Origin of the sequence: Geothrix oryzae, assembly GCF_030295385.1 — a bacterium.
In the GTDB taxonomy this organism is placed as follows: Bacteria; Acidobacteriota; Holophagae; order Holophagales; family Holophagaceae; genus Geothrix; species Geothrix oryzae.
The window spans coordinates 316,985-343,743 of sequence record NZ_AP027079.1 but is presented as its reverse complement, the minus strand read 5'-3'; the positions used below and the strand labels follow the sequence as shown (position 1 = coordinate 343,743).

27 protein-coding genes and 1 tRNA gene are annotated in these 26,759 nt (G+C 69.1%); 17 read left to right on the top strand and 11 right to left on the bottom strand.

Going from position 1 to position 26,759, the window contains the following annotated elements; all coding sequences use genetic code 11:
• Nucleotides 1-13: 13 nt before the first annotated feature.
• Genes QUD34_RS01515 through QUD34_RS01485 form a run of 7 tightly spaced genes read left to right on the top strand, consistent with a single transcriptional unit; the run spans nucleotide 14 to nucleotide 6,628 of the window.
• Nucleotides 14-1,138, top strand: a complete 1,125-nt coding sequence (locus QUD34_RS01515; protein ID WP_286354822.1) for a hypothetical protein — start codon at nucleotides 14-16, stop codon at nucleotides 1,136-1,138.
• 7 nt (nucleotides 1,139-1,145) lie between these two features.
• The gene (locus QUD34_RS01510) at nucleotides 1,146-3,407 is read left to right on the top strand and encodes a molybdopterin oxidoreductase family protein (RefSeq protein WP_286354821.1); all 2,262 of its coding nucleotides are present in this window, start codon (nucleotides 1,146-1,148) and stop codon (nucleotides 3,405-3,407) included.
• Nucleotides 3,407-3,988, top strand: a complete 582-nt coding sequence (locus tag QUD34_RS01505; RefSeq protein WP_286354820.1) for a 4Fe-4S dicluster domain-containing protein — start codon at nucleotides 3,407-3,409, stop codon at nucleotides 3,986-3,988. Before QUD34_RS01510 ends, QUD34_RS01505 begins: the two co-directional genes overlap by 1 nt.
• On the top strand, nucleotides 3,988-4,548 hold the full coding sequence (locus tag QUD34_RS01500) for a QcrA and Rieske domain-containing protein (protein ID WP_286354819.1): 561 nt from the start codon (nucleotides 3,988-3,990) through the stop codon (nucleotides 4,546-4,548). The genes QUD34_RS01505 and QUD34_RS01500 overlap by 1 nt, the downstream gene beginning before the upstream one ends.
• On the top strand, nucleotides 4,545-4,775 hold the full coding sequence (locus QUD34_RS01495; RefSeq protein WP_286354818.1) for a hypothetical protein: 231 nt from the start codon (nucleotides 4,545-4,547) through the stop codon (nucleotides 4,773-4,775). Before QUD34_RS01500 ends, QUD34_RS01495 begins: the two co-directional genes overlap by 4 nt.
• A 42-nt stretch (nucleotides 4,776-4,817) precedes the next feature.
• On the top strand, nucleotides 4,818-5,429 hold the full coding sequence (locus tag QUD34_RS01490; RefSeq protein WP_286354817.1) for an HPP family protein: 612 nt from the start codon (nucleotides 4,818-4,820) through the stop codon (nucleotides 5,427-5,429).
• 59 nt (nucleotides 5,430-5,488) lie between these two features.
• On the top strand, nucleotides 5,489-6,628 hold the full coding sequence (locus tag QUD34_RS01485; RefSeq protein WP_286354816.1) for a molybdopterin molybdotransferase MoeA: 1,140 nt from the start codon (nucleotides 5,489-5,491) through the stop codon (nucleotides 6,626-6,628).
• Between the two features lie 17 nt (nucleotides 6,629-6,645).
• On the opposite strand, the gene QUD34_RS01480 is transcribed toward QUD34_RS01485, so the two are convergent.
• From QUD34_RS01480 to QUD34_RS01465, 4 genes are all read right to left on the bottom strand, one after another.
• Nucleotides 6,646-7,320, bottom strand: a complete 675-nt coding sequence (locus tag QUD34_RS01480; RefSeq protein ID WP_286354815.1) for a Crp/Fnr family transcriptional regulator — start codon at nucleotides 7,318-7,320, stop codon at nucleotides 6,646-6,648.
• A gap of 194 nt (nucleotides 7,321-7,514) precedes the next feature.
• Nucleotides 7,515-8,081, bottom strand: coding sequence for an elongation factor P (gene efp, locus QUD34_RS01475; protein ID WP_286354814.1), 567 nt, complete (start codon nucleotides 8,079-8,081; stop codon nucleotides 7,515-7,517).
• A 78-nt stretch (nucleotides 8,082-8,159) separates the two neighbouring features.
• Nucleotides 8,160-8,234: transfer RNA gene (locus QUD34_RS01470), tRNA-Val, on the bottom strand.
• Between the two features lie 58 nt (nucleotides 8,235-8,292).
• A complete protein-coding gene (locus tag QUD34_RS01465; RefSeq protein WP_286354813.1) occupies nucleotides 8,293-9,507 on the bottom strand; it encodes a pyridoxal phosphate-dependent aminotransferase in 1,215 nt (404 codons plus the stop codon).
• Between the two features lie 22 nt (nucleotides 9,508-9,529).
• On the opposite strand from QUD34_RS01465, the gene QUD34_RS01460 reads away from it, so the two are divergent.
• Entirely contained in the window at nucleotides 9,530-10,516 is a 987-nt protein-coding gene (locus QUD34_RS01460; protein ID WP_286354812.1) for a YeiH family protein, read from the top strand.
• Nucleotides 10,517-10,537: 21 nt separating this feature from the next.
• Nucleotides 10,538-11,119 carry a gamma carbonic anhydrase family protein gene (locus QUD34_RS01455; protein ID WP_286354811.1) on the top strand — a complete coding sequence of 194 codons (582 nt, stop codon included), beginning with the start codon at nucleotides 10,538-10,540 and terminating at the stop codon, nucleotides 11,117-11,119.
• A gap of 3 nt (nucleotides 11,120-11,122) precedes the next feature.
• On the opposite strand, the gene QUD34_RS01450 is transcribed toward QUD34_RS01455, so the two are convergent.
• The gene (locus QUD34_RS01450; protein ID WP_286354810.1) at nucleotides 11,123-11,848 is read right to left on the bottom strand and encodes a hypothetical protein; all 726 of its coding nucleotides are present in this window, start codon (nucleotides 11,846-11,848) and stop codon (nucleotides 11,123-11,125) included.
• 108 nt (nucleotides 11,849-11,956) lie between these two features.
• On the opposite strand from QUD34_RS01450, the gene QUD34_RS01445 reads away from it, so the two are divergent.
• The 8 genes from QUD34_RS01445 (at nucleotide 11,957) to QUD34_RS01410 (ending at nucleotide 18,547) form a co-directional block, all read left to right on the top strand.
• On the top strand, nucleotides 11,957-13,036 hold the full coding sequence (locus QUD34_RS01445) for a hypothetical protein (protein WP_286354809.1): 1,080 nt from the start codon (nucleotides 11,957-11,959) through the stop codon (nucleotides 13,034-13,036).
• Between the two features lie 108 nt (nucleotides 13,037-13,144).
• Nucleotides 13,145-13,579 carry a 50S ribosomal protein L13 gene (gene rplM / locus QUD34_RS01440; protein ID WP_286354808.1) on the top strand — a complete coding sequence of 145 codons (435 nt, stop codon included), beginning with the start codon at nucleotides 13,145-13,147 and terminating at the stop codon, nucleotides 13,577-13,579.
• A gap of 13 nt (nucleotides 13,580-13,592) precedes the next feature.
• Entirely contained in the window at nucleotides 13,593-13,985 is a 393-nt protein-coding gene (rpsI, locus tag QUD34_RS01435; protein WP_286354807.1) for a 30S ribosomal protein S9, read from the top strand.
• A 156-nt stretch (nucleotides 13,986-14,141) separates the two neighbouring features.
• Nucleotides 14,142-14,894 (top strand): 30S ribosomal protein S2, encoded by a 753-nt coding sequence (rpsB, locus tag QUD34_RS01430; protein ID WP_286354806.1) that lies wholly within the window; start codon nucleotides 14,142-14,144, stop codon nucleotides 14,892-14,894.
• A gap of 89 nt (nucleotides 14,895-14,983) precedes the next feature.
• On the top strand, nucleotides 14,984-15,634 hold the full coding sequence (gene tsf, locus QUD34_RS01425; protein WP_286354805.1) for a translation elongation factor Ts: 651 nt from the start codon (nucleotides 14,984-14,986) through the stop codon (nucleotides 15,632-15,634).
• 83 nt (nucleotides 15,635-15,717) lie between these two features.
• Nucleotides 15,718-16,422, top strand: coding sequence for a UMP kinase (gene pyrH / locus QUD34_RS01420; protein WP_286354804.1), 705 nt, complete (start codon nucleotides 15,718-15,720; stop codon nucleotides 16,420-16,422).
• A 119-nt stretch (nucleotides 16,423-16,541) separates the two neighbouring features.
• On the top strand, nucleotides 16,542-17,879 hold the full coding sequence (locus tag QUD34_RS01415; RefSeq protein ID WP_286354803.1) for an FAD-binding oxidoreductase: 1,338 nt from the start codon (nucleotides 16,542-16,544) through the stop codon (nucleotides 17,877-17,879).
• Between the two features lie 11 nt (nucleotides 17,880-17,890).
• Entirely contained in the window at nucleotides 17,891-18,547 is a 657-nt protein-coding gene (locus QUD34_RS01410) for a glycerophosphodiester phosphodiesterase (protein ID WP_286354802.1), read from the top strand.
• Nucleotides 18,548-18,550: 3 nt separating this feature from the next.
• Here QUD34_RS01410 and QUD34_RS01405 read toward each other — a convergent pair whose 3' ends face one another.
• From QUD34_RS01405 to QUD34_RS01380, 6 genes are all read right to left on the bottom strand, one after another.
• The gene (locus tag QUD34_RS01405) at nucleotides 18,551-20,338 is read right to left on the bottom strand and encodes an ATP-binding protein (RefSeq protein WP_286354801.1); all 1,788 of its coding nucleotides are present in this window, start codon (nucleotides 20,336-20,338) and stop codon (nucleotides 18,551-18,553) included.
• 128 nt (nucleotides 20,339-20,466) lie between these two features.
• Nucleotides 20,467-21,732: a threonine synthase gene (gene thrC / locus QUD34_RS01400; protein ID WP_286354800.1), complete on the bottom strand. Its 1,266-nt coding sequence runs from the start codon at nucleotides 21,730-21,732 to the stop codon at nucleotides 20,467-20,469.
• Nucleotides 21,729-22,745, bottom strand: coding sequence for a homoserine kinase (locus QUD34_RS01395; protein WP_286354799.1), 1,017 nt, complete (start codon nucleotides 22,743-22,745; stop codon nucleotides 21,729-21,731). The genes thrC and QUD34_RS01395 overlap by 4 nt, the downstream gene beginning before the upstream one ends.
• Nucleotides 22,745-25,222: a bifunctional aspartate kinase/homoserine dehydrogenase I gene (gene thrA, locus QUD34_RS01390; protein ID WP_286354798.1), complete on the bottom strand. Its 2,478-nt coding sequence runs from the start codon at nucleotides 25,220-25,222 to the stop codon at nucleotides 22,745-22,747. The genes QUD34_RS01395 and thrA overlap by 1 nt, the downstream gene beginning before the upstream one ends.
• 72 nt (nucleotides 25,223-25,294) lie before the next feature.
• The gene (locus tag QUD34_RS01385) at nucleotides 25,295-25,423 is read right to left on the bottom strand and encodes a hypothetical protein (RefSeq protein WP_286354797.1); all 129 of its coding nucleotides are present in this window, start codon (nucleotides 25,421-25,423) and stop codon (nucleotides 25,295-25,297) included.
• 31 nt (nucleotides 25,424-25,454) lie between these two features.
• Nucleotides 25,455-26,744, bottom strand: a complete 1,290-nt coding sequence (locus QUD34_RS01380; RefSeq protein WP_286354796.1) for an NTP/NDP exchange transporter — start codon at nucleotides 26,742-26,744, stop codon at nucleotides 25,455-25,457.
• Between the last annotated feature and the right edge of the window lie 15 nt (nucleotides 26,745-26,759).

Below are 26,759 nucleotides of genomic sequence, written 5' to 3'. Positions count from 1 at the left end.
TCGGAGTCCAGCCATGCGCCTTGTCGGCGAACTCGACCTCGAGCCGCGCCCCCTCATCCGGGCCACCCTCACCACCCTGGTTCTCTGCGGCCTGGTGGCCCTGGGCAGCCGAGGGGGGCGCTGGCTGGATCCCGCCCTCCTGGGCTACCTGCTGGCCACCCTCTTCGCCGGCTTCGGCGTGGCCTACCGCTACTTCTCCTGGCTGGAGCGGCCCGCCACGGGGATGTATTTCCGCCACACCCTGCGCACCCTGCTCTCCCCGAAGGCCCTCAAGGCCCTGCCCCGGATGGCCCTGCTGACCCTGGACCAGATCGTGCTCCAGCGGTTCATCGAGAAGCGCTCCCTCAAGCGCTGGGGCGCCCATGCCCTCCTGGCCTGGGGCTGCCTGCTGGGCTTCGCCGTGACCATCCCCCTGGTCTTCGGGTGGGTGCGCTTCACCAGCGAGGGCCTGGACGCCACCCGCTACCAGGCCTGGGTGCTCGGCTTCCCGGCGGGCTCCTTCCCCCTGGACAGCTTCCAGGCCTTCGTCAGCTTCCATGTCCTGGACCTGGCCGCCGTCATGGTCATCGCCGGCTGCGTGCTGAGCCTCATCCGCCGCAAGCAGGACGAGGGCGACACCGCCACCCAGCGCTTCGACCTGGACCTGCTCCCCCTGGTGCTGCTCATCGCCGTGAGCATGACGGGCCTGCTGCTCACCGCCTCGGAGAAGTGGCTCCAGGGCCGCAACTTCGCCACCCTGTCCTTCCTGCATGAGCTGACGGTGATCCTGCTGCTGCTGGGCCTGCCCTTCGGCAAGCTCTTCCATGTCGTCCAGCGGCCCGCCCAGGTGGGCGTCACGATCTACAAGGCCGAGGGCGAGGCCGAGGGGCGGCTGGCCTGCAGGAGCTGCGGCACACCCTTCATCCGGGCCAACCAGCACCGCGATCTGGTGGCCCTGTGGAAGGAACTCGACCTGGACGGGGCGCGGCACGGCGCCCAAGGCGGAGGCGGCGTCCACCACCTCGACCTCTGCCCCCGCTGCAAGCGGCGGCTCGTGGCCAAGGCCCAGGGCGTGCGGCTCCACGGGGCCTTCGATCCCTTCGCCACGATCCCCGTGCACGCCGAGCCCATTCCCGATCCCACGAGCATGAAGGCCTGAGGTCCCCATGAGCACGCTTCCCCTCTCCCAGGATCAGCTCCGTGCCCAGTTCGGCCCCCATCTCAATCTGGCCCCGCCAGGAGGGTGGCTGGCGGATCCCACGCCCGACAAGGTGGTGGAGACCCACTGCTGTTTCTGCGGCCAGCAGTGCGGCATCAAGCTCAAGGTGAAGGACAACAAGGTCATCGGCTTCGACCCCTGGGAGGAGTTCCCCTTCAACCAGGGGAAGCTCTGCCCCAAGGGCGTGAAGCGCTACCTCCAGGGCAATCACCCGGACCGCCTCACGAAGGCCATGAAGCGCACGGAGAACGGCTTCGAGCCCATGGACTGGAACGAGGCCATGGCGCGCACGACGGCCGAGATCCAGCGCATCCAACAGCAGCACGGCAAGGACGCCTTCGCACTGCTGTCGGGCGTGTCGCTCACCAACGAGAAGAGCTACCTGGCGGGCAAGTTCGCCCGGCTGGGCCTCCAGACCAGGAACCTCGACTACAACGGCCGCCTCTGCATGGTGAGCGCCGGCGCGGGCAACAAGAAAGCATTTGGAGTCGACCGCGCCGCCAACTCCTGGGCCGACATCGAGCTGGCCGAGGTGATCTGGGTGACGGGGTCCAATGTGGCCGAGTGCTCGCCCATCACCACGGACTACATCTGGCGGGCCCGCGACCGCGGCGCCCTCCTCATCGTGGTGGATCCCCGCATCACGCCCCTGGCCCGCACCGCGGACCTGGTGCTGCCCCTGAAGCCGGGCACGGATTCCGCGCTGACCAACGGCATCCTCCACCTGCTCCACAAGTGGAAGCTCATCGACTGGGACTTCGTGAGCGCCCACACCCAGGGCTTCGAGGAGGCCCTGGAGGCGGTGAAGGACTGCACCCCCGAGTGGACCAGCCAGATGACGGGCCTGCCCGTGGAGGCGATCGAAAAGGCCGCCCGCATCTGGGGCGAGGCCAAGACCAGCTTCCTGCTCCATGCCCGCGGCATCGAGCATCAGAGCAAGGGCGTGGAGAATGTCCTCGGCTGCATCAACATGGTGCTGGCCACGGGGCGCATCGGCCGGCCCGGCTGCGGCTACGCCACCATCACGGGCCAGGGCAACGGCCAGGGCGGTCGCGAGCACGGCCACAAGTGCGACCAGCTGCCGGGCAACCGCGACATCAGCAACCCCGAGCACCGGAAGTACATCTGCAGCGTGTGGGGCTGCACCGACGAAGAGCTGCCGGGCGTGGGCCAGAGCGCCCAGGAGATCATGAACGCCATCCACGCCGGCGAGATCAAGGGCCTGATGCTCCTCTGCTTCAACCCGCTGGTCTCCCTGCCGGACTCGCAATTCACCCGCGAGGCCCTCAGCAAGCTGGAGTTCTTCGTCTGCCTGGATTTCTTCCTCAGCGAAAGCGCCCAGCACGCCGACATCGTGTTCCCCTCCGCCCTGCACGAGGAGGACGAAGGCACCACCACGAGCGCCGAGGGCCGCGTCATCAAGATCAACAAGGCCGTGGACTGCCCCGGCGATGCGCGCCCGGACTGGCAGATCATGGTGGAGCTGGCCAAGCGTCTGGGCCGCGGCAGGTTCTTCGATCACTTCACGAGCCCCGAGGCCATCTTCAATGAGCTGAGGGTAGCTTCCAAGGGCGGCACCGCCGACTATGCGGGCATCTCGTACGAGAAGATCGTCAAGAACATGGGCATCTTCTGGCCCTGCCCCACGGAAGATCACCCGGGCACGCCCCGGCTTTTCGAAGGCGGGAAGTTCTTCCATCCGGACGGCAAGGCCAAGTTCATCCCCACGCCCTGGCGCCCGCCCATGGAGGTCGTGGATGACGACTACCCCATCTGGCTCACGACGGGCCGCGTGGTCTTCCACTACCTGAGCGGCACGCAGACCCGGCGCATCGGCTTCCTGGTGGAGCAGTGCCCCCACCCTTACCTGGAGATCCATCCGCGCCTCGCAGAGAAGTACGGCCTGGTCGAAGGCGACGCCGTGGAGATCACCTCCCGGCGCGGCACCATGGTGCTTCCCGCCAAGGTGGTGAAGACCATCCGGCCCGACACCGTGTTCATCCCCTACCACTGGGCCGGGGCCCTGTCGGCGAACCGCCTCACGGCCCGGCACCTGGATCCCGTCAGCAAGATCCCCGAGTTCAAGGTGAGTGCCGTGCGGCTGAAGAAGACCACCAAGGATCAGTTCTCCCCGGAGCTGGCGGACCTGCAGCGGATGGCCTTCGAGGCCCGCAGCACCCAGTCCCAGATGCCTGAGCAGGTGTTCTGATGGTGCCTCAGGACTACGGCTTTTTTATTGATCCCCAGCGCTGCATCGGCTGCCGCTCCTGCGTGGGCGCCTGCGCCGAGTGCGGCACCCACCGCGGCCGATCCATGATCCACCTCGACGAGATGGACCGCTTCGACAGCCCCCAGACGGTGCCCACGGTCTGCATGCACTGCGAAGATCCCATCTGCGCCCAGGTCTGTCCTTCCGATGCCATCAAGCGCAGCGAGGACGGCGTCGTGCACGCGGCCCAGAAACCCCGGTGCATCGGCTGCCAGAACTGCGAACTGAGCTGCCCCTTCGGCGTGCCGCTCGTGTTCTCCGGCCTCGAGCAGATGCTCAAGTGCGACCTCTGCTACGACCGCACCTCCGTGGGCCACAAGCCCATGTGCGCCACTGTGTGCCCCAGCCAGGCCCTGCTCTTCGTCCGCAAGGACGAGGTGACCAACCTGCGCCACAACAAGCCCCTGCGCGATTTCCTCATCGGCAGTGTGCGGGTGAAGACCAAGAACGCCATCATGGTGCCCGATCCGGAAACGCCCCTGCACCTGGACGCGGCTTTGCTTATCGACGGAGGCCTCTGATGACCTGGTGGCGCCGCGCCTTTCCCCTGGAGCTCGCCGAGGAGAGCCACTTCTCCCGCCGCGAGTTCGCCCGCTTCCTGGCCGTGGTGAGCGCCGGCTTCACCGCCGGCATCGGCTACCTGTGGCTGCGGAAGAAGCCCCTGGAGGGGGCCTCCGATCCGGAGCCCGACCATCATGAGACGCCCGTGGCCCTGGGCCTGGCCACGGATCTGCAGCCCGGCCAGAGCCGTCTCTTCAAGTTCCGCGACGCGCAGGATGCCTGCATCCTGCTGCGCACCCCCAAGGGGGAGCTGAAGGCCTATCGCCAGACCTGCACCCACCTGGGCTGCGCCGTGCGATTCCGAGACGAACGGCTGGAGTGCCCCTGCCACGAAGGGTTCTTCGAGGTGGACCGCGGCCTTCCGATCCAGGGCCCTCCGACGCGTCCCTTGGCGGGTATCGCCCTGGAAGTGCGCGCCGACGGCAGCCTCTGGGCCGTTAGCGAACTGCCCAAACCGACCGACCTCGGCCGGAGGGCCTCCACCTGTCCCCGGGAAGCCCGAAGCGAGGTGCCGTCATGACCCAGCCTGTCCGCCCCGGCCGGGGCCTGCTTTCCGATGTGGCCCTGGGCGTAGCCCTGCTGGCCCTGGTCATCCAGCTCTACCTGTTCGAGACCGTCCTCCAGTCCGTGCTGGACGGCCAGCGGGCCGTGCTTCCGGGTGCCTTCGCCGCCTCGTTCGCCCTCACCCTGGTCGTCCTCATCCTGGCCTTCAAAGTGCCCCGCATCGATGCCGGTCCCAGGGCCTGAGATGGTTCGCGGAGGCCCGATCGCACCCTCAACGGAGGCGCCATGACCCCCGACCGCCGCCCCCTGGACCTGCTGGAGCCCGCGATCACCCGCGGTCTGGTGGCGAGGTTCCGCCTCACCACCCTCTTAGGGCATTTCCCCGAGCGCCAGCTCTGGGCCGCCTTCATGTTCATCAACGGCCTCGTCAGCATCGGCCTGCTGGCCGGGCTCGCCATGCTCACGCACACGCCCATGGTGTTCCCCTCCCTGGGACCCACGGCCTTCCTCTTCTTCTTCACTCCGACGCTCCCCACGGCCAGCCCCCGGAACACCATCTACGGCCACATCATCGGCATCGCCTGCGGCTATGGGGCCCTCTGGCTCATGGGCCTGCACCATGCACCGCCCGCCATGGTCATGGGTGTCGACCTGGCGCGCATTGGGGCTGCAGCCCTGTCCCTGGCGGCCACCGGTGCCCTGATGATCCTGTTCCGGGCCGCCCATCCACCTGCCGGGGCCACCACCCTGATCATCTCGCTGGGCATCATCACCAGACCCCAGCACCTGGCCATCATGCTGCTGGCCGTAGCGCTGCTCACGGTCCAAGCCATCGTCCTCAACCGCCTGGCGGGGATTGATTATCCGCTCTGGGCCAAACGGGCGCCGGCCCCCTAATAAGACCGCCGCGTTAAATCATCCGGTGCATTCAGGCCGGAAGGACGGCATAAGAGAGCATGGCCATGAGTTGCGATCACCCTGACCTGCTGCCCCTGGACGAGGCCCTGACCCGGCTGTGGGCGGCGCTTCCGGCCCCGCCCGTCCTGGAACTGCGGGCGGACCGGGACGACCCGGCCTCGGACCTCGCCGCCATGGATGGCGTGGCCCTGCGGGCGGCGGAGGGTCTGGCGCCGCGGCGCCTGCTGGGCACGCTCTACGCCGGAGATGACCCGGCGGCCTTCACGGTGACGCCCGGCACGGCCGTGCGCATCATGACCGGCGCGGCCCTTCCCCCCGGAGCCGATGCCATCCTGCCGGTGGAGCAGCTGCGCGAAGCGGAAGGCCTCATCCATCCGCTGGAGGTACCTCGGCCCGGCGACCACACGCGCGCCCGGGGCGAACAGGCCCGGGCCGGAGACCTGCTGCTGTCCGCGGAGCGCCCCTTCAGTGCCGTCCGCGTGGCCCTGCAGGCCTGGGTGGGCCAGCCTGTGCCGCCGCTTGGGCGCATCCGCGTGGCCGTGGCCTCCACCGGGGACGAGCTGGTGGCCCACCCCCGGCCCCACCAGATCCGCGACTCCAACGGCCCCATGCTGGCGGCTCTGGCCCACACCCTGGGCGCCGAGGTCGAGCGCCGGCCTTCGCTTCCGGATGATCCCGCGGCCCTGGGCCGGGCCCTGCGGAATGCCGGCGGCGCCCGCATCCTGCTGACCTCCGGTGGCGTGAGCATGGGCGAGCACGATCACCTGCCTTCGGTGCTGAAGGACCTGGGCGCCACCATCCTCTTCCACAAGATCCGCCTCAAGCCCGGCAAGCCCATGCTGGCCGCCCAGCTGGACGACCTGCTGGTGCTCGCCCTCCCGGGCAACCCCGTGTCGGCCTACCTGAACGCCCTCATCTTCCTGCCCGTGGCCCTCGCCCGCCTCGAGGGCCGGGCCATGCCCGACGCCTGGCACTGGGGCCGCCTGACGGCCGCCGTGAAGACCAAGGGCGACCGGCCCTTCATGGTTCCGTGCCGCCGTACCGGCAGCCAGCTCCACCCCTTGGCCGGCAAGGGCTCCGCCGACTTGGTCACCCTCGCCCAGGCGGATGCCTTCGCCTGGGTCGATCCCGGCGGCCGGGAGCCGGGCGCCGAGGTCCGCTACCTCACGATCGTGTAGCCGCCGCTCAGCCCTTGTCAGCCCTTGGCGTAGCGCTGGAGCTTGCTCAGATCCAGGATGCGCACCACGGGGAAGGTGCTCTGGATGAGACCCAGGTCGGTCAAGAGACGCAGGGCGCGGCTGAAGGCCTCGCGGCTGGCGCCGATGCACTGGGCCAGGTCCTCCTGGGTCTCCTGGAACTCCACGATGGACCGCATGGGGTTGGATTCATGGGCCTCCAGCAGGAGCTGGGCCACGCGCTCGGGCACGCTGTGCAGGCTGAGGGTCTCCACCAGGGTCACCAGGTGGCGCACCTTGGCGGCGAAGTGCTGGATGAGCATCTCGGCGACCTCGGGATGCCGATGGACGATCTGGCGCAGGGGCGCGGCGGGAATCAGCCAGCACTCCGTCTCGCCGTGGGACTCGGCGCTGGAGGCGATGGAGGCGCCGTCGAACACGGGCACTTCCCCCACGCAATCCCCCACCTTCAGGAACTGAAGCACCTGGACCCGGCCCCGGCCATCCGTGCGGAAGACCTTGAGGCCACCCTTCACCACCACGAATACGCCCTGGACCTGGTCCCCCTGGGTGTACACCCGGGCTCCGTCAGGGAACCTGCGCAATTCGGCGATGCTGGCCAGTTCCTCGGCCGCATTCATCGGCAGCCCAGCCAGGAACTCGATCCTTCTCAGGTTGAGGACTGCTTGAGGCATGGGGCTCCACCAAGGCACTAGATCAGTTATCGCACATTTCCATCGGATTGTGATTCCGGTCACGCATCCCGGGACCGAGCGACCAGTACTTTACCGCGGGGTTGGAATTTCGTCTGGGAGAATTCACATAGAACAAGGCCCCGGCGGCATCTGCCTACCGGGGCCTCCATTGAGTCTCTTGATCGATGGCGCGGCTACTTCACCCGCTCCATGAAGGTGCGGTCGACCGTGTTCACGCGGATCTTTTGCCCCGCCTCCATGTAGGGGGGCACGCCCACGGTGATGCCGTTGTCCAGCTTGGCCGGCTTGTAGGAGCCCGTGGCGTTGGCGTTCTTCATGACGGGATCGGTCTCCACGATCTCCAGCACCACGCTGGGGGGCAGGGTGGCGCCCATGGCCTGGCCCTCGTAGAACTCGATCTCCACCTGCATGTTGGGCTCGAGGAAGACCATGTCGTCGCCGAGGATGTCCTTGCTGACCTCGAGCTGCTCGTAGGTCTCGTTGTTCATGAAGACGAGGTGGTTGCCGTCGTCGTAGAGGTATTCCAGCAGGTGCTGCTCGAGGCTGGCCTTGTCCACCTTGTCGGAGCTGCCGAAACGGTTCTCCCGGTTGATGCCGTCCTTGAGGCGCTTCATCTTCACCTGGACCCGGGCCGGCAGGTTGCCGGGGGTCTGGTGCTCGACGCTGATGACGCGGCAGAGCTCGTTCTCGAAGTTGACGATCATCCCGGCGCGGACCTGGGTGGCGAGGATCAGAGGCATGGGAGACTCCCGAAGGAATGAAGAAGACGGGCTGGAAGAAGAAAAGGCCCCGATCACGATCAGGGCCTTGGCTTGGAGTGGTGGGCGTACCAGGATTCGAACCTGGGACTTCTACCGTGTGAAGGTAGCACTCTACCGCTGAGTTATACGCCCGCGGTCGATCAGATTACCCCAGGACGGGTCCGTTTCCAAGCCTGAATCCGAGCCTGGATCAACGGATGGCCACCTTTCGCAGGGCCTGCGCGAACCGGGGCGCCTCGGCGGCCCGCAAGCCGCAGAGGCCCACCCGCAGTCCCTCGGGCAGGGGCACCGTGAACACGCCCTCGCCTTTCAGTCGTTCGCAGGCGGCGTCGGGATCCGCCGCAGGCGCCATGACGAAGAACCCGCCCTGCCAGTGGAGGGCCTCCAGGCCTTCGGCCCCCAGGGCCGCATCCAGGGCCGAGGCCCGGGCCGCCAGCACCTCGGACCAGTGGCGATGCTCGGCGGCGAGCCGCGCCTGGGCCTTGCCGTCCCTCGCGAAGCGGAGCATGAGGGCCTGGGGCGCCCGGGCGCAGTTGGACCAGGTTCCCCTGCAGGACTGCGTCAGCGCCGCCTGCAGGGCCGGGTCCCCGCACCAGGGGAAGGCCAGGGCGCCCCCGCGGGCGCCATACAGTGTCATGGCCTTCGACAGGGACATCGAGGCCCCCACCAGCACGCGGCCTTCGGCCCCCAGGGCCGCGTAGTCCTTCAGCGCGGCCGCCACGGCCTCAGGCTCCCGGGTGTAGTCCAGGTAGGCGAAATCCAGGAGCAGCGTGACGGGGCCGCGGGTCGAGAGCTCGCGAAGGAGGTCCGCCAGCCTCGCCCGGTCCGCGGCCGAGAGGCTCCGCCCCGTGGGGTTGTGGCAGGGGTCGTTGAGCCAGAGCAGGATGCGGCCCTGGGCCTGCATCAGTTTCCCGAGCCTCGCCGCCCAGGCCGCCGCGTCCAGCGGTTCTCCCACCTTGGGCCAGGGTGCGGTGGCCAGGTGCATGCCGTTTTCCGAAGCCAGGGTGGCGTAGGGCCCCCAGAAGGGCGCGGTGGTGAGCAGGGTCTGGCCCGGCTCCAGGAAATTCCGCAGCGACAGGGCGAGCGCGCCGCTGCCGCCGGGGGTGGCGCACGCGGCGCCCGCGGCATCCAGGAGCGGCCAGTGGCGCTGCACCAGGGCCTTCAGGAAGGCGGGGTCGCCCGCGATGGGCGCGTAGGGCGCCACCTCCAGGGCGGTCAGCTCGCGCCAGAGGTCCATGACGGACTCCAGCACCACCAGCTGGCCGGCCTCGTCCAGCAGGGCGCCCACGGTGGCGTTGAGGATCGACTCACCCGCCGCCTGCCGGGCCAGGGCCTCCGCGTTCAGGGCGAAGATGGGATCGTCCGCCGGAAAGGCGCGCCGGGTGGGGATGAGCTGGTCGGTCATGGCTCCAGGGTACCCTGAGGCCATGAGTCCGTCCGCGCCCGCCTCCTGGATCGCCAAGCCCCTGCTGGGCAAGTCCCTGCTGATCTTCGGTGCCCTCCTTGCCCTGGCCCCCTTCACACCCGCCGCCGCGGCCCTGGTGGGTGGCGCGGTGCTGGCGCTGACCGTGGGCAACCCCCTGCAGGGACCCACGCGCACCTGGACGCACCGCCTGCTCCCCCTGGCCGTCGTGGGCCTGGGCGCGGACATGAACCTGCGGGCGGTGGCGAAGGCGGGCCTGCACGGCCTGGGCTACACGGCGCTCAGCCTTGCGCTGGTCCTCGCCCTGGGCCTCTGGCTGGCCCGCCGCCTGAAGGTGGACGCCGAGGCCGGCCTGCTGATCTCCGTGGGCACGGCCATCTGCGGCGGCAGCGCCATCGCGGCCGTGGCGCCCGTGATCCGGGCCCGGGAGCAGGCCATCTCGGTGGCCCTGGCCACGGTGTTCCTCCTCAACGCCGCCGCCCTGGTGATCTTCCCGCCCCTCGGGCACGCCGCGGGCCTGAGCCAGGATGCTTTCGGCCTCTGGTCGGCCCTGGCCATCCACGACACCAGCTCGGTGGTGGGCGCGGGGCTGGTCTATGGGCCCCGGGCCCTGGAAGTGGCCACCACCGTGAAGCTGGCCCGGGCCCTGTGGATCGTGCCGCTCACCCTGGGCATCGGCTGGTTTCTCGCGCGGCGGCAACCGGCCGCCCCCGACGCGCCCCCCGTCAAGAAACCCTGGTTCATCGCCGGCTTCCTGGCCATGGCCGCCCTCGTGACCTTCGTGCCGATCCTGCACGCGCCCGGCCACCTCATCGCCGTGGCCGCCCGCCGCGTGCTGGTGCTGACGCTCTTCCTCATCGGCGCCGGACTCAGCCGGGAAGCCGTCCGCAGCGTGGGTCTGCGCCCCTTCCTCCAGGGGCTGCTGCTGTGGCTCATCGTAGGATCGCTGGGCCTCGGGGCCGTGAAGCTGGGGTGGCTGACGGTGGGGTAGACTCTCCCGCTGGAGATGCCCATGATCCGCCCCTTCCAAGGCATGGTCCCCAAGCTCGGTGCCCGCGTGTTCGTGCCGGACAGCGCCCTGGTGCTGGGCGATGTCACCCTCGGCGATGACGCCAGCATCTGGTTCAACTGCGTCCTCCGCGGCGATGTGAACTGGATCCGCGTCGGGGCCCGCACCAACATCCAGGATGGCTGCTGCCTCCATGTCACCAATGGGAAGTGGCCGCTGCTCATCGAGGACGAGGTCAGCATCGCCCACCATGTGATGCTCCACGGCTGCACCATCCGCAAGGGCGCCCTCATCGGCATGAGCACCACGATCATGGATGGTGCCGAGATCGGGGAGGGTTGCCTCGTGGCCGCGGGGAGCCTGGTGCGCGAAGGCTTCCAGGCCCCGCCCCACAGCCTCGTGGCGGGCTGGCCCGCAGAGGTGAAGGGCCCCCTCAGCGAGAAGCAGCGCGGCCTCGTGGCCAGCGTCTGGACCCGCTATGTGCGGTACAAGGAGGCCTACTTCGCCGATGGCTGGCCCCTCGCGGAGGCCCCGGTGGTGGAAGCCCCGCAGCCTGGTTTCGCCGAGGGGCACCCCTTTCCCTGAATCTCAACGCTGAGGGGCGGGCATCTCCACCGGCGAGTTCACGACCTCCCAGCCGTCCTCGGTGCGCCCATGCACCTGCTCCTGCGTGTGGGTGACGATCTCGGCCGTCAGCACGCGCTGCTCGTTCCGCCGAGGGATCTCGGCCCGGAACTTCACGGACCAGGTGGTGACACCTCCCTCCTCGACGCGATCAGAATGGATCATCACCGCGCCGCCGGGGCCGGTTTCGCCGCCCAGGAAGGCTGGGCTCTTGGGGTCGAAGGGATTCTTCAGGGCTGCCAGCTCCGGGTCCCCCAGTAGATCCTTGATGAGGGTGCCCTGGGGCACGGGCTGGCCTGGGTTCCGGGCCTGCCAGGCCAGGACGGCGGCTTCGGCCTTGGCCCTCGCGAGGTCAAGGTGGTGCTGGACGGCCATCGACCTGGCCTGCTCCCGCTGGTACAGAAAGCTCGGAATGGCGACGGCGCTCACGATGCCGATGAAGGGCAGCATCAGCACCGGCAGCACCAGACCGATGATGCCCGTCACCAGGCCCGTGGCCGGCACGGGCGCATAGGCCTGGGGATCCGCCTTGACCAGGCGCTTGGCCCTGGATTGCTGCACCAGGGCCACGATGCCGAGGATGATGGCCAGGGGAATGCCCACACAGGTGAGGGCGAAGATGATGGCGAGGATGCCGCAGACTTTGGCGGCGCCTGCACCTGGAGCATGCGGGAGCGGGGAAGCGGACATAGTCATCTCCGATGGGTTCCGCCAGCCTTCCACGGCGGATGGTGATCTCTCAAGCCTTTTGGCTTCCCTCTCCCCATTCCTTGCCCATACCGCTAGACTCTCGGGATCATGTCCCCCCTGCTGATCCTCCGCGTCCACGCCGATCTGCGCCTTGGGCTGGGCCATGTGGCCCGGGCGCTCGCCCTTCAGGAAGCCTGGCGCGCCCTCGGCGGCGAGGCCTGCATCGCCGTCTCCGGCGATGACCGCGCCCGCCGGGTGGGCGGTGGCCGCCACCCCTTCCTGGACCAGCCCCTGCCCTGCGGGGCCATCTACCTGGGCGAGGCCATCCATGCGCCTCTGCCCGAAGAGTGGAAGACCCGCGCCGCCGCCGTGCTGGTGGACCAGTGGGATACCACCGCCCCCTTCCTGCAGGCCCTCCGCCCCCTGAAGGTCGCGGTGATGGAGGACGACACCGATGCCCACGAGACGGCGGACCTCCTCTTCCAGCCTTTCCTTGAGGGCGTGCGCTGGCCGGATCATCCCGTGAAGGTGGTGGGCGGCCGGAAGGTTCGCCCCTACGAGACGACTTCCGGCGCCTGCCGCGTGGTACGGGGCTCCAACTTCATCGTGGTGGACAAGGCGGCCCTGGAACTGCGCCCCAAGCGCGTGCCCCTCCAGCCCCTGGCGGTCCACAAGCTGCTGGTCACCTTCGGCGGCAGCGACGGCCCCAACCTGGCCCAGAAGGCCTTCGACACCCTGGCCCAGTTGGCGGTGGAGGACCGCTGGCGGGGCGCTTGCACCCTGCTGGCCCCCAACGGCATCCAGGGCACCCCCTTTCCGGGCTGCACCGTGGTCAAGAGCCTGCCCGGCCTCACCCGCCGGATCCCGGAGTTCGACGCCATCTGGTGCTCGGCAGGCGTGACTCTCGCCGAGGCCCTGTGCATGGGCATCCCGGCGACGGTCTGGGGCCAGAACGAACGACAGCACACCATCCTGGCGGACCTGGCCCTGGCCAACGGCTGCTTCGACCTGGGCGTGGGGCCCGAAGCCGACCTGGCCATCGTGCGGGAGGCCCTGGCCCAGTGGCTGGGCCCCGAAGGCCAGGACAACCGCCAGGAGCAGGTCCGCGACGGCATGGTGCTGGTGGACGGCCTGGCCGCCTCGCGCGTGGCCCAGGAGCTGTGGCGTCTGGCGGAGTGCCCCGCCTAGAAATCCCGGCTTGACCCCACGGGCCCTCAACGATAAGCTTTCCCTTCTGTGAACTCGCCGCCCCTGGGGTGGTGTCTTCGCAGCGCGACCGCGATTCCGGAGCAGGCCATGAGCACTTACTTCCCGAAAGCCAATGATCTCAAGCGCCAGTGGTTCCTGGTGGATGCCACCGGGATCCCCGTGGGCCGCCTCAGCACCGCCGTCGCGGATGTCCTGTCCGGCAAGAACAAGCCGACCTGGACCCCGTTCCTCGACACGGGCGACCATGTGATCGTCATCAACGCCGAGAAGGCCGTGCTGACCGGCAAGAAGGGCGTCCAGAAGTTCTACCGCCGCACCACCACCCAGCCCGGCTCCATGAAGGAAGTCCGCGCCGAGGTGATGAAGGCGACCTTCCCCGAGCGCATCATCGAGAGCGCCGTCAAGGGCATGCTGCCCAAGGGCCCCCTCGGCCGGGCGATGTATCGCAAGCTCAAGGTCTATGCCGGCCCCGAGCACGAGCAGAGCGCCCAGCAGCCCCAGATCCTGACCATCCAGAAGTAGAGGCGAGGAACCCATGGCCATTTCCCAGAACTACGGAACCGGTCGCCGCAAGAGCGCGGCCGCCCGCGCCTTCCTCCGCCCCGGCACCGGCAAGATCACCGTCAACGGCCGCAGCCTCGAGAGCTACTTCCCGAACGCCGTGCTCCGCATGATGGTGCACCAGCCCCTGGTGCTGGCCGACCTCGACGGCAAGTTCGACATGATCATCAGCGTCACCGGCGGCGGCCCCGCCGGCCAGGCTTCGGCCATCCGCATGGGCATCTCCCGCGCCCTGCTGGGCTACAACGAGCAGCTGAAGTCCCTCCTGCGCGGCGCCGGTCTCCTGACCCGCGACCCCCGCATGAAGGAACGCAAGAAGCCCGGTCGCGCCGCCGCCCGTCGCCGCTTCCAGTTCAGCAAGCGCTAGTCCGTTTCTGGAAGGGGGGGCCAACCGGCTCCCCCTTCTGTTTTCCCGGTCCGCGCCGGACACCTTCTGGAGCGGACGATTCGGGCGAAGGGGATCAACCCCCGAGCCTTTCATCCCACCCGCGGCGTCCTTCGCCGCTTGACCAGGGAGGCCAGCATGGCTGCCATCCAGATGAAGGAACTTCTTGAAGCCGGTGCCCATTTCGGACACCAGACCAAGCGTTGGAATCCCAAGATGAAGAAGTTCATCTTCGGGGCGCGCAACAGCATCTACATCATCGACCTCCAGAAGACCCTGCGCCTCTGGAACACCGCCGCGAACTTCCTCACCAAGGCCGCCGGCGAGGGGAAGAACTTCCTCTTCGTGGCCACCAAGCCCCAGGCCCAGGAGCTCATCGCCGAGCAGGCCGCCCGCTGCGGCGCCTTCTATGTCAACAACCGCTGGCTGGGCGGCATGCTGACCAACTTCTCCACCATCAAGAAGAGCCTCGAGAAGTTTCGCGAGATCGAAGCCACCCTGGCGGATCCCGCCCGCACGGCCCTGCTCTCCAAGAAGGAACTGCTCACGCTGAACCGCACCCGCCTGAAGCTGGAAGCCTCCTTCCACGGCATCCGCGACATGCGCTCGCTGCCCGAAGTCATCTTCGTCATCGATCCGCACCGCGAGGACATCGCCGTCACCGAGGCCAAGAAGCTCGGCATCAAGGTCGTGGGCATCGTGGACACCAACTGCGACCCCGACATGGTGGACTATGTGATCCCCGCCAATGACGACGCGATCCGCTCCATCCTGCTCTTCTCCGAGCGCGTGGCCGACTCCATCCTCGAGGGCCGCCAGTCCTTCCGCGACAAGGGCGACAGCGACGAGATGAAGAAGATGATGGCCGAGAAGATGGAAGCCGAGGGCTAGACCCTCCCCCACCCCATTCGTCAGCCATCAGAGGGTCCGCCCGCTGATGGCTGATGGTCTGAAGACCCCACCCGATTTCAGGAGATCCCATGGCATTCACCGCCAATGATGTGAAGACGCTGCGCGAGAAGACCGGTCTCGGCATGATGGACTGCAAGAAGGCCCTTGAAGAGAACAGCGGAGACATGGAGCAGGCCATCGAATGGCTCCGCAAGAAGGGCCTGGCCGCCTCCGCTAAGAAGGCCGACCGCATCGCCGCCGAAGGCATCGTGGAAGCCTACATCCACCCCGGCGGCCGTGTGGGCGTGCTGGTCGAAGTGAACTCCGAGACCGACTTCGTGGCCCGCAACGAGGCCTTCCAGCGCCTGGTGAAGGAAATCGCGATGCACATCGCGGCCGCCGATCCCGCGCCCCGCTTCGTCACCAAGGAAGAGGTCACCCAGGACTTCCTCGACACCGAGAAGCGCATCGCCACCGAGCAGGCGCTGGCCACCGGCAAGCCCGCCAACATCGTCGAGCGGATCGTCGAGGGCAAGATGAACAGCATCTTCAAGGAGGTCTGCCTCCTCGAGCAGCCCTTCATCATGAACCCCGACCTCACCATCCAGCAGTACCTGTCCCAGAAGACCGCGGAGATCGGCGAGAAGCTCAGCATCCGCCGCTTCACGAAGTACATCATGGGCGAGGGCCTCGAGAAGCGCAGCGAGAACTTCGCCGCCGAAGTCGCCGCCGCCAAGTAGTAGTCCTTTTACCTGCTACAAAAAGGGCGGCCGTTCCGGCCGCCCTTTTTGTAGGTAGGATCAGTCACCGGCACGGAGAACCCATGAAGTTCAAGCGCATCCTCCTCAAGCTCTCGGGCGAAGCCCTCATGGGCGAGCAGAAGTACGGCATCGATCCGGCCGTGGTCAACATGATCGCCGATCAGGTCAAGGCCATCCGGGAACTCGGCGTGGAAGTGGGCCTCGTCATCGGCGGCGGCAACATCTTCCGCGGCGTGGCGGGCGCCACCAAGGGCATGGACCGCACCACGGCCGACCACATGGGCATGCTGGCCACCATGATCAACGCCCTGGCGCTGCAGGACGCGCTCGAGCACAAGAATGTCCACACCCGCACCCTCTCGGGCCTGGAGATGCCCAAGGTGGCCGAAAGCTACATCCGGCGCCGGGCCACCCGCCATCTGGAGAAGGGCCGCGTGGTGATCTTCGGCGCGGGCACCGGCAACCCCTACTTCAGCACCGACACCGCCGCGGCGCTGCGCGGCAACGAGATCTGCGCCGAGGTGGTGATGAAGGCCACCAATGTGGACGGCATCTACACCGCCGATCCCAAGAAGGACCCCACGGCCACGCGCTTCGACCGCATCTGCTTCCAGGATGTGCTGGAGAAGGGCCTGAGGGTCATGGACGCCTCCGCCATCGCCTTGTGCATGGAGAACCGGCTGCCCATCCTGGTCTTCGACATGAACAAGCCCGGCAACCTGGTCGCCGCCGTGAAGGGCGAGCCCGTGGGCACGCTCGTCAGCTGATCCCTGCCATGAAGGGTCCGTTGCTGACCCGGATCAACGGGCTGCCCGCCGGGCGCTGACCGGGCCTCGGCGTGAAGCCGGTTCGCCAGTTTCAGACCTAAATCCGTCAGACTGGAGACATGGACTTCCTGCGGAACCTGCCTGATGCCGCGGTCCTCACGGACCGGGAGGCGCTGGAGCCCTACCTGCGGGACGAGTCCCATGTGCGGGGGAGCCTTCCCCTGGCCGTGGTGCGCCCCCGGAGCGCCGCCGCCCTGAAGGAGCTGGTCCGGCTGGCCAAGGCGGAAGGTTTTGGCCTGGTGCCGCGCGGGGCAGGCACGGGCAAGGCCGGGGGCTGCGTGCCCACAGCACGCACGGTGGTCGTGGACTTCTCCGCCTGGCCCGGCGACCTCCGCGTCTCGCCGCAGGACCTCTGCCTCAGCGCCCCCGCCAGCGCGCCCCTGCGCGAGGTGAAGGCCGCCGCAGAGGCCCAGGGGCTGTTCTACCCGCCTGATCCCAATTCCTGGGAGAGCTGCGCCCTGGGCGGCACCCTGGCCACGAACGCCGGCGGGCCCAACGCCTGCAAATACGGCGTGACGCGCCACTGGGTGCTGTCCGTGGAGGCCCTCCTTGAGGATGGCGACCTCCACACCTTCGGCATCAGCAGCCTCAAGGCCAACGCCGGCCCCGCCCTGGGGCAGCTGCTCGTCGGCAGTGAAGGACTCTTCGGCTTCATCGTGGGTGCGACCCTGCGGCTGACGCCCCTGCCTCGCGAATTCGCCACCCTGCTGCTTCCCGTGACGCGCTGGGAGGATCTGCTGGACCTGCCCGGCCGCCTCTGCGGGGCGGGCTACCTGCCCAGCGCCTTCGAGTTCTTCGATCCCGCCGTGCTGGCGGAACTGCGGGCTCATGGCCCGGAGGAGGCCCGGCGCCTGCCCGGCGAGGCCCTGGCCGTCCTCGAGTTCGATGACCGGGGCTGCACCTCCGAGGCCTTCCTGGGGGGCCTGATGGACCTGCTGGGGCCCGTGGCCGAGGGCCTGGAGATCGCCTCGAGCGAGCGCCAGCGGCAGGGCATCTGGGCCGTGCGCCGCATGACCAGCGCCTTCCTCAAGGAGCGGCACCCGAAGAAGGTGAGCGAGGACATCGTCGTGCCCCGCAGCCGCCTCCGGGAGTTTTTCGCGGGCCTGGAGCGCCTGGACCTCTCCAGTGTCAGCTACGGCCACCTGGGCGACGGCAACCTGCATGTGAACCTGCTGGCGGCGGGCGAGACCGAACCCGCCCTGCTCGAACGCCAGCTCATGGACCTCTTCCGGCTGACCCTGAGCCTCGGCGGCACCCTCAGCGGCGAGCACGGCATCGGCCTCGCCAAGCGCGACGCGTTCCTCGCCTTGAGCGATCCCGGCCAGATCCGGGCCCTGCGGGCCCTCAAGCAGGCCCTGGATCCCAGCGGCATCTTCAATCCGGGCAAAGTGATCTAAAGGGAGTTCCCATGTCCAAGCAGCCCCTCGTCCTCGGCCACCGCGGCCTGTCGTCGAAGCACCTGGAGAACAGCATGGAGGCCTTCCGTGCGGCGCTGGCCGCGGGGATGGACGGCTTTGAACTCGATGTGCAGCCCACCCGGGATGGCGTGTGCGCAGTGCTGCATGATGAAGATCTCGCCCGCACGGCCCAGGGCTCGGGTCTCCTCCGCAAGATGAGGTCGGCGGAGCTGCCGCCCCTGAAAAACGGCGAGCCCCTGCCCCGCCTGGCGGATGTGCTCGAGCTGCCCGCAAAGCTCATCAATGTCGAATTGAAGGGCGAGCCCGGCTGGCAACAGGCCCTGGCCACCGTGGAGGCCGCCGAAGCCCTGGATCGCGTGCTGTTCAGCAGCTTCGAGCCCAGCGAAGTGCTCCAGCTCTGGGCCGCCTGCGAGACCGCCCGCTGCGGCTTCCTGTGGGAGACCGATGAGGCCATGGACCTCACGGCCGAGGAACTCGCCGACCTGCCCGGGGCCCTGTGGTTCCACCCGCCCCTCAAGGCCGTAAAGGCCAAGCCCGACCTCTGGGCGCCCTACGCGGACCGCCTGGCCCTCTGGGGCATGAAGACGCCTGCCGAGGCCCAGGCCCTGCCCTTTGCACCCGCCGTGCTGATCGCAGACGGGGTGTAGGGCTCAGGAGCGGCGTCCGGCCCAGGCCAGGGCCTCCCGGACCTTCATCCTGAGCTTGGCCGGCGTGAAGGGTTTCTGGAGGAAGGGGACATTCGCCTCCAGGACGCCATGGCGCAGGATGGCGTCGTCCGTGTAGCCGGACATGAACAGGACCGCCAGGCCGGGGTGGGCCGCAGTGACCGTCTCCGACACCTGGCGCCCGTTCTTCCCGGGCATGATCACATCCGTGAGCAGCAGGTGGATCTCATCCATGCACTGGGTGCAGAGGGCCTCGGCTTCGGCGCCGTTCCGCGCCTCCAGAACCGTGTAGCCCGCCTGCCGCAAGATGGCCCCCGCGACGCTGCGCACCTGGTCCTCGTCTTCCACCAGCAGGATGGTCTCGGAGCCGCCCTCGTCGATCGAAGCGGGGAGCTCCTCACCTGCATGGGGCTGATGCTCCCGGGGGATTTCCGGGAAGTAGAGCTTGAAGGTCGAGCCCACGCCAGGCTCGCTGTAGAGCCAGATGTGGCCCCCGCTCTGCTTCACGATTCCGAAGACGGTGGCGAGCCCGAGGCCCGTCCCCTTCCCCCGTTCCTTCGTGGTGAAGAAGGGTTCGAAGATCCGGCCCTGGATCTCCTTGTCCATGCCGTGGCCCGTGTCGCTGACCGCCAGCATGACGAAGGAACCCGGCGTCACGCCCTGGTGTTCGCTGGCGTAGGCTTCGTCGAGATCGATGTTGGCGGTCTCGACGATCAGGCTCCCCCCTTCCGGCATGGCGCCCCGGGCGTTGATGGCCAGGTTCAGGATCACCTGCTCGATCTGGCTGGGATCCGCGAAGACCTTCCGCAGATCGGAGGAGCAGAAGGCCTGGATCTCGATGTTCTCGCCCAGGAGGCGCTGCAGGATCGGATGGATGCCCCTGAGTGAGGCGTTGAGGTCCAGGGGCTCCGGGGCCAGGATCTGCCGGCGGCTGAAGGTGAGGAGCTGGCGCGTCAACCCTGCCGCCCGTTCAGAGGCCTGGCGGATGGCCGCCAGGTTGGCGTTTCCGTCCAGGTGCATCTCCAGCGCATCCGAGGCGCCGAAGATCACGGTCAGCAGGTTGTTGAAGTCATGGGCGATGCCACCGGCCAGCTGCCCCACGGCCTCCATCTTCTGGGTCTGGCGGAGCTGCTCTTCGCTGCGCTGCAGCGCCTCGTTCGCCGCCTGAAGTTCCGCCGTGCGTGCCTCCACCCGTGCTTCGAGATGCGCCTGGAGGTCCCGCAGCTTCCGGTTCGCCTCCTGGATCTCCTGGGCGCGCTGGAAGACCTCGGCTTCCACCTGGCTCGCATGGTCCCTCAGCTCCTCTGCCAGGTCGCCCTGGGCCCGGTGGGCCTCCTTCAGCCGCACGAACTCCGTGACATCCTCCACCCGGTGGAGCACATAGCGGACCTCGCCGGTCGGGCCCAGGACCGGGGTGTTCAAGGGGCTCCAGTAGCGCCGCTCGAAGCCTCCCCCCTCCGCGGGCGGCAGTTGGATGTCGTATTTCTGCACGGCCATCGCATCGGGACGCTTGAGGGCGAGGGCCCGGTGGAGGGATTCCCGGAGGTTGGCCACTCCCGTGGCGCCCGGATCTTCAGGATTGTCCGGAAAGACCTCGAAGATGCCCCGGCCGAGGATGTCCTCCCGGCGGGTCCGGGTGGCGGAGAGGTAGGCCTCACTGACCGCCACGATGGTGAGGTTCGGGTCCAAGGCCAAGAGCAGGCCGGGCGCCGACTCGAACAGGAGCCGGAAATCCGGATCGGGAGGGCCCGCCTTGGCGTCCAAGAAAGACATCTTGCGACCTCTCGCTCATGTCCTAGGGAGGCCAAGTATAGGTCCCTCGAGGGCAAAAACATCGCAGGGAAGCTCTTTGATCGCAATTATTTTATTTTAAGACAGTTGTTAACAGCGAAAATGTCGCCTTAAGCCAGTCGCCGCCGCAAGGCCTCCGCCTCCGCCGCCAAGGGCTCGCTGAGCAGGGGCTTGGCCAGCAGGTCGCTGAGGGCCTTGGGCAGGGGAATCTCGCGGCCCAGGGCCGGGGTCAGGGCTTCGCGGAACTTCGCGGGATGGGCCGTGGCCAGGAAGAGGCCCTGCTCCCCAGGATGCAGGTGCGCCCGGAGCACGGCGCAGGCCACGGCGCCGTGGGGATCGGCCAGGTAGCCCGCGCGGTCCAGGGCGACCACGGTCTCCGTCGTCTCGGCGTCGGTGCAGCTGCCCCAGCGCAGGGCCGCGACCATGGCGCCGTGGTCGCCTCCGAACCGCGCGTGGATGCGCTCCCAGTTGCTGGGCGATCCCACATCCATGGCGTTGGACAGGGTGGCCACGGAGGGCCGGGGCCGGTAGGCGCCGCTGTCCAGGTAGTCGGGCACCACGCGGTTGGCATTGGTGGCGGCCACGAAGGCGTGGATGGGGGCGCCCATGGCCTGGGCCATCAGGCCCGCGTAGAGGTTGCCGAAGTTGCCGCTGGGCACGGACACCACCAGGGGCCCGGGGTCGGCCTGGGCCGCGGCCTCGAAGTAGTACAGCGTCTGGGCCAGCAGCCGCGCGATGTTGATGCTGTTGGCCGAGGTCAGGCCCAGGCGGGACACCAGCTCGGCATCCTCGAAGGCCCCCTTCACCAGCCGCTGGCAGTCGTCGAAGGAGCCGGCCACCGCCAGGGCGAGCACATTGCCCCCGCAGGTGGCGAACTGGCGTTCCTGCAGGGGTGACACGCGGCCCGCCGGATAGAGCACCACCACCTGTACGCCCGGCAATCCCTGGAAGGCCTGGGCCACGGCGGCACCCGTGTCGCCGGAGGTGGCCGTGAGCACCGTGCGGGGGCGGTCTCCGGCGCCCAGGGCCAGCACGCGCGCGAGGAAGCGCGCGCCGAAATCCTTGAAGGCCAGCGTGGGCCCGTGGAAGAGTTCCAGGGCCGAGAGGCGGTCGTCCACCTTCACCCAGGGCGCGGGGAAGGTGAAGGCGGATCGCGCCAGCGCCTCGACCTCGGCGCGCGGGAATTCCCCGCCCAGCAGGCGGTGGAGGATCTCCGTCGCACGCGATGGGAAATCCAGCTTCAGCAGCTCGGGAACATCCGTGAAGCGCGGGAGCTCCACCGGCACGAAGAGGCCGCCGTCGGGTGCCAGGCCCGCCTGCACGGCCGCCATGAAGGTCGCGTGAAGCCCGGGTGTGCGGGTGCTGACGAGCTTCATGGGCGGACCTCGCACAGGGGGGGCCGGAACCCGGCTGGCAGCACCCGGGCCCCTTCCGGATCCAGGGCGCAGAGCCAGCCCTGGCTGGCCAGTCCCGCCCCCTCGAAGGCATCGCGGATGGCCAGGGCGAGGGCCCGGGCCTGGGCTTCGTCTTCGGCCACGGCAAAAATGGAGGGCCCCGACCCCGACAGGCTGCAACCCAGGGCGCCCAGACGCTTCGCCGCCGCCTGCGCCGCCCGGAAGCCCGGCACCAGCGGCGCGCGATGCACCTCCACCAGGGGATCTCGCAGGCACCGCCCGAGCAGCGCACGGTCCCCGCTGTGCAGGGCCTCCACCAGGCCGGCGAGGTTGCCCGCGAACGCCACCGTCTCGGACCAGCCCGGGCGTTCGGGCAGGACGCGGCGGCTCTCTGCCGTGGACAGCCGGATCTCGGGATGCACCACCACCATCAGCAGGTCCGCGGGCCAGGGCAGGCGCCGGGCGGCGGCCTTCCCCTCCCGGCCCGGCACCACCAATTGGAGCCCGCCCAGCAACGAGGGCACCACATTGTCGAGGTGGATGCCGCCGCTGGTGGAGCCCTCCGCCTGCCCCGCCAGATCCAGCAGCTCGGGCACGCTGAACGGATCGCCGCACAGGGCCTGGAGCCCGGCCAGCGTCGCCACGATGGAGCTGGCGCTGGATCCCAGGCCACTGGCCACGGGGAGGCGCTTCTCCAGGGTGATGGCGAAGGGTCCGGCCTCGCCGCCCCCCGCGCGCAGGGCCGTCAGGAACAGGTCGCGAGCCTTCAGGGCGAGGTTGGGCCGGGGATCGCCCGCCAACGCGGACGCGAAGGGGCCCGTCACCTGGAAGGAGGCCTCCTCCGCAGGCGCGATGGACACGAGGTCCCCGAGCAGGCTGCCGTCCAGCGGCGCCAGCGCCGCCCCCAGCAGGTCGAACCCCGCGGCCACATTGCCGATGCTTGCGGGAGCGAAGGCCACCAGGCCCTCGGGAAGTGGACCAGATGGTCTCGTCATCAGCGCCTCCGGGCCGGGCGGGCGCCCGGGGGCACCAGACGCAAGATGTCGGCCAGCACGCCGGCAGCCGTGACCTCGGCGCCGGCCCCATAGCCCCGGATGACCATGGGGTGGGGCTGGTAGCGTTCCGTCAGCAGGGCCAGGGCGTTCTCACCGCCCTTGATGGCGATGAAGGGATGCTCGGCGTCCACGGGCAGCAGGCCCACGCGGCACCCCTGATCCGACAGGGAACCCACATAGCGGAGGGTCTTTCCTTCGGCCTTCAGGGCCGCCAGCCGCTCGCGGAAGGGGGCGTCCAGCTGGGGCAGACGGGCCAGGAAGGCGGGGATGTCGCCGGTGGCGTCGAAGTCCGCGGGCAGCAGGCCCTCCACGACCACCTGCTCGAGTTCCAGGTCCAGGCCCAGTTCTCGGGCCAGGATCAGCAGCTTGCGCGCCACATCCATGCCGCTGAGGTCATCGCGGGGATCAGGCTCCGTGAAGCCGCTGTCCTTGGCTCGGCGCACGGCCTCGGACAGCGCCACGCCCTCGCCGAGCAACCCGAGGATGTACGACATGGAGCCTGAGAGGATGCCCTCGGCCCGTAGCACGCGGTCGCCGGTGAGCACCAGGTTCTTCACCGTGTCGATGATGGGCAGGCCCGCGCCCACATTGGCCTCGTAGAGGAAGCGCAGCCCGCGGCGCGACGACCGTTCGCGCAGCTCGTGGTAGAAGGCCTGGGAGCTGCTGTTGGCCTTCTTGTTGGCGGCCACCACATGGAAGCCGGCCTCGAACAGATCCGGATACCGGGCCGCCAGCTCGCCACTGGTGCTGCAATCCACCAGCACCGACAGGGCGGGAGGCCCTCCGCGCACGGCCTCGATGAGCCGCTCCAGATCCATCGGTTCGGCCAGGGCCAGATCCTCGCGCCAGCGCGTGAGGTCGAGGCCCGCCGCATCCATCTTCATGCGGCGGCTGGTGGCGATGGTCGTCACGCGGAGATCCAGCCCCTGGGTCAGCAACCGATCGTGCTGCCGGTGGATCTGCCCCAGCAGGCTCCCGCCCACATTCCCCGCGCCGAGCAGGTGGACATCGACCACCACCCGGGTCTGGAAGAAGCGCCGGTGGATGTGGGCCAGGGCCCGGGCTCCGTCCTCCTCCTCCACCACGGCCGAGATGATGCGCTCGCTGGCGCCCTGGGCGATGGCCACCACATTGCAGCCCACTTCGGCCAGGGCCTCGAAGAAGGTGCCGGCCACCCCCGGCCGGGTGCGCATGCCATCCCCCACGATGCTCAGCACGGCGAGGCCCTCCCGCAGGACCACGGGATCCATGAAGCCCGCCGACAGCTCCGCGGGGAAGGCCTCCTCGATGGCGGCCACCGCGGCGGGACCGTCCGCCCGGCGCACGGCGAAGCAGATGGAGAGCTCGGAGGAACTCTGGGTGATGAGCACCACGGAGATGCCCCTCCGGGCCAGGGCGCCGAACACGCGTCCGGCGATGCCCGGCACGCCGGGCATGCCCGGGCCCGTCAGGTTCACCACGGAGAGGTCGCGCAGGAACGACAGCCCCCGCACGCCGCTGGGCGGCGGCGGAACCTCGCTGCGGATCACCGTGCCGGGGTGGGCCGGGTCGAAGCTGCTGCACACCCGCACCGGAATGCCGCGCTCCCGCACCGGCGGAATGGTTTTCGGGTGCAGCACCTTGGCCCCGAAGAAGGACAGCTCCATGGCCTCCTCGAAGCTCGCCTCCGGCAGCGGGAAGGCCTCGGGCACCAGGGCGGGATCGGCGCTGTAGAGGCCGGCCACATCGGTCCAGATCTCCAGCAGTTCCGCGCCGAGGGCGGCGGCGGCCAGGGCGGCGCTGTGATCCGAACCGCCCCGGCCCAGCGAGAGGATGCGCCCCTGCCCATCGCCGCCGAAGAAGCCCGGCAGCACCCAGAGCCCGCCCTCCGCCGCCTTCAGCGCGGCGAAGCTCGCCTCGATGTCCGCCAGGCGGGGTCGGGCCTGGAGCGGATCCCCCTCCACCTTGATGTGCGCCACGGGATCGAGATACCGCGGGGCGAGGCCGCGGGCCTTCAGCAGCCCCAGGAGGATGGCGCAGGCGGCCCGCTCCCCCAGACTGGAGACCTGGGCCAGCACCGAGGGCGGCCCCTCCTCCAGCAGGGCCATGCCGTGCAGCAGGCGGCGTCCGAGCCCTTCGAGCGCATCCAGTTCTTCGCGCACCGGAGCCGCCTCGGGCCCCAGGTCCCCCGCCAGGCCCGCCACCACCTCGGCGTGCCGCGCCCGGAAGGTGGCGATGAGCCGGTCCGCCTCCTCCCGGTCGGGCACCCGGCCCCCGTGCAGCAGCAGGTTGGTGATCCCCGCCATGGCGGAGGCCACGACGCAGACGCGGTGGGTGGCGCGGGCAGCGGCCACCAGGTCGGCCACGGTGCGGAACCGATCCGGCCCGGCCAGGCTGGTGCCGCCGAACTTCATGACTCTGATGGCGGGGGCGGACATGAGGGCTCCGGGGAAGGACAAAAAAGCCCCGCGTGGGATTCGCGGGGCTGAGTCTGAGGGTTGGAAATCAGGTCAGGTGCCCCGCACGCCGGTGGGCGGATTGGTCATGCCAGTCATGCCGGTCATGGCAAACCAGTGGACAGACCCCTCGCCGGTCGTGCCGGCGGACCCGAAGGCCGTGGGGTTCATCGCAATCGTCATGTCCGACATGTTCCTGGAAGCCGCCTGAAAGTCAACCCTGTTCCCCCGCCGGCCGGCCCTTCACCCGGCGCCCCAGCGCCAGGCTGCTGCCCAGCCAGAGGCCCGAGCAACCCACGGCCGCCAGCCCCACCGGAAGGGCGAGCGCCACGAGGGCCGTGGGCGCCCACACGCCCAGCAGGTCGCCGCCCCGGTAGACGAAGGTGTCGATGAAGGGCTTCGACTTGTAGCGTTCCTCCGGGCCCAGCGGAATGTAGAGGATCTCGCGGGCCGGCCGGTCCACGGCGTAGTGCAGGCCGCGGCGCAGCACCTGGAAGATCGCCATGGTGCCGAAGGTGGGCCAGATCCACAGGGCGCCGAAGCCCAGCAGGCTCAGCACGGGGAGGATGGACAGCACGACCGGGATGCCCAGCCCCGTCAGCAGGCGGCCCGTGAGGAGGACCTGCGTCGCCAGGGTGAGCACATTCACCCAGAGGTCGATGCGGGCGAAGGCCGCCGTGCGGGCGGCGGTACCGCTGAAGGCGCGCTCGACGATGGCGCCCTGCTGCAGGTAGAGGAAGGTGCTGGTGATGGTGAAGAGCAGCATGTAGGCGCAGATGAGCTGCAAGTAGGGCGATTTCGCGATGAGCTTGAGCCCCTCCAGGGGACCGGGGCCGGGCTCCCGCTCGCCGTGGGCCTGGTCGCCCAGGCGGAAGATGGCCGCCAGGCGCCCCACGCACTGCACCGCCAGCTCCAGCGTCAGCATCGACAGCAGCAGCAGCGACAGGGGATCCACCTTCAGGGGGAGCCCCCCCAGCGTGAAGCCCTTGGTGAGGGCCCCCGTGAGGGCGGCCCCGGCGATGGCGCCCAGGGTGCCGCCCGTGGCGATGAAGCCGAACAGGCGCTTGCCCTGGGCCTGGGTCCACACATCCGACATCAGGCCCCAGAACACCGACACCACGAAGAGGTTGAAGACGCTGAGCCAGATGTAGAAGGCATAGCCCAGGGCCGCACCGCCCCGGTGGGGCAGGAAGCGGAAGGCCAGGAAGAAGGCCAGCATGTTCAGCCCGAAGAAGCGGTAGGCCCACGGGATGAACCGCCGGCGCGGCAGCTTCGACACCAGGGTCGCGAAGGCCGGATTCGCCAGCACCATGGCCAGCAGGGTGCCCGTCATGAGCCAGGGCAGCTTGTCCGCCCCCCGAGCGATGCCGATGGCCTCGCGAACGGGGCGCAGCAGGTAGAAGCCGAAGAGCAGCAGGAAGAAGTACAAGGTCGACCAGAGCAGGGCCGGGGCTTCACCCTCGTCGAGCATCACCAGGCGGCGGAGAAGGCGGGCGGGCGTCATGGGCGGTCCGGAAAA

Bases quoted from the DNA above. Each gene is read 5' to 3' on its own strand.
- rplM (WP_286354808.1), top strand. From the start codon at position 13,145: ATGAGCACTTACTTCCCGAAAGCCAATGATCTCAAGCGCCAGTGGTTC.
- rpsB (WP_286354806.1), top strand. From the start codon at position 14,142: ATGGCTGCCATCCAGATGAAGGAACTTCTTGAAGCCGGTGCCCATTTC.
- QUD34_RS01485 (WP_286354816.1), top strand. From the start codon at position 5,489: ATGGCCATGAGTTGCGATCACCCTGACCTGCTGCCCCTGGACGAGGCC.
- QUD34_RS01455 (WP_286354811.1), top strand. From the start codon at position 10,538: ATGATCCGCCCCTTCCAAGGCATGGTCCCCAAGCTCGGTGCCCGCGTG.
- thrA (WP_286354798.1), bottom strand. From the start codon at position 25,222: ATGTCCGCCCCCGCCATCAGAGTCATGAAGTTCGGCGGCACCAGCCTG.
- QUD34_RS01500 (WP_286354819.1), top strand. From the start codon at position 3,988: ATGACCTGGTGGCGCCGCGCCTTTCCCCTGGAGCTCGCCGAGGAGAGC.
- rpsI (WP_286354807.1), top strand. From the start codon at position 13,593: ATGGCCATTTCCCAGAACTACGGAACCGGTCGCCGCAAGAGCGCGGCC.
- QUD34_RS01480 (WP_286354815.1), bottom strand. From the start codon at position 7,320: ATGCCTCAAGCAGTCCTCAACCTGAGAAGGATCGAGTTCCTGGCTGGG.
- QUD34_RS01515 (WP_286354822.1), top strand. From the start codon at position 14: ATGCGCCTTGTCGGCGAACTCGACCTCGAGCCGCGCCCCCTCATCCGG.
- QUD34_RS01405 (WP_286354801.1), bottom strand. From the start codon at position 20,338: ATGTCTTTCTTGGACGCCAAGGCGGGCCCTCCCGATCCGGATTTCCGG.
- QUD34_RS01450 (WP_286354810.1), bottom strand. From the start codon at position 11,848: ATGTCCGCTTCCCCGCTCCCGCATGCTCCAGGTGCAGGCGCCGCCAAA.
- QUD34_RS01490 (WP_286354817.1), top strand. From the start codon at position 4,818: ATGACCCCCGACCGCCGCCCCCTGGACCTGCTGGAGCCCGCGATCACC.
- efp (WP_286354814.1), bottom strand. From the start codon at position 8,081: ATGCCTCTGATCCTCGCCACCCAGGTCCGCGCCGGGATGATCGTCAAC.
- QUD34_RS01465 (WP_286354813.1), bottom strand. From the start codon at position 9,507: ATGACCGACCAGCTCATCCCCACCCGGCGCGCCTTTCCGGCGGACGAT.
- pyrH (WP_286354804.1), top strand. From the start codon at position 15,718: ATGAAGTTCAAGCGCATCCTCCTCAAGCTCTCGGGCGAAGCCCTCATG.
- QUD34_RS01410 (WP_286354802.1), top strand. From the start codon at position 17,891: ATGTCCAAGCAGCCCCTCGTCCTCGGCCACCGCGGCCTGTCGTCGAAG.
- QUD34_RS01460 (WP_286354812.1), top strand. From the start codon at position 9,530: ATGAGTCCGTCCGCGCCCGCCTCCTGGATCGCCAAGCCCCTGCTGGGC.
- QUD34_RS01385 (WP_286354797.1), bottom strand. From the start codon at position 25,423: ATGACGATTGCGATGAACCCCACGGCCTTCGGGTCCGCCGGCACGACC.
- QUD34_RS01395 (WP_286354799.1), bottom strand. From the start codon at position 22,745: ATGACGAGACCATCTGGTCCACTTCCCGAGGGCCTGGTGGCCTTCGCT.
- QUD34_RS01505 (WP_286354820.1), top strand. From the start codon at position 3,407: ATGGTGCCTCAGGACTACGGCTTTTTTATTGATCCCCAGCGCTGCATC.
- QUD34_RS01445 (WP_286354809.1), top strand. From the start codon at position 11,957: ATGTCCCCCCTGCTGATCCTCCGCGTCCACGCCGATCTGCGCCTTGGG.
- thrC (WP_286354800.1), bottom strand. From the start codon at position 21,732: ATGAAGCTCGTCAGCACCCGCACACCCGGGCTTCACGCGACCTTCATG.
- tsf (WP_286354805.1), top strand. From the start codon at position 14,984: ATGGCATTCACCGCCAATGATGTGAAGACGCTGCGCGAGAAGACCGGT.
- QUD34_RS01510 (WP_286354821.1), top strand. From the start codon at position 1,146: ATGAGCACGCTTCCCCTCTCCCAGGATCAGCTCCGTGCCCAGTTCGGC.
- QUD34_RS01415 (WP_286354803.1), top strand. From the start codon at position 16,542: ATGGACTTCCTGCGGAACCTGCCTGATGCCGCGGTCCTCACGGACCGG.
- QUD34_RS01495 (WP_286354818.1), top strand. From the start codon at position 4,545: ATGACCCAGCCTGTCCGCCCCGGCCGGGGCCTGCTTTCCGATGTGGCC.
- QUD34_RS01380 (WP_286354796.1), bottom strand. From the start codon at position 26,744: ATGACGCCCGCCCGCCTTCTCCGCCGCCTGGTGATGCTCGACGAGGGT.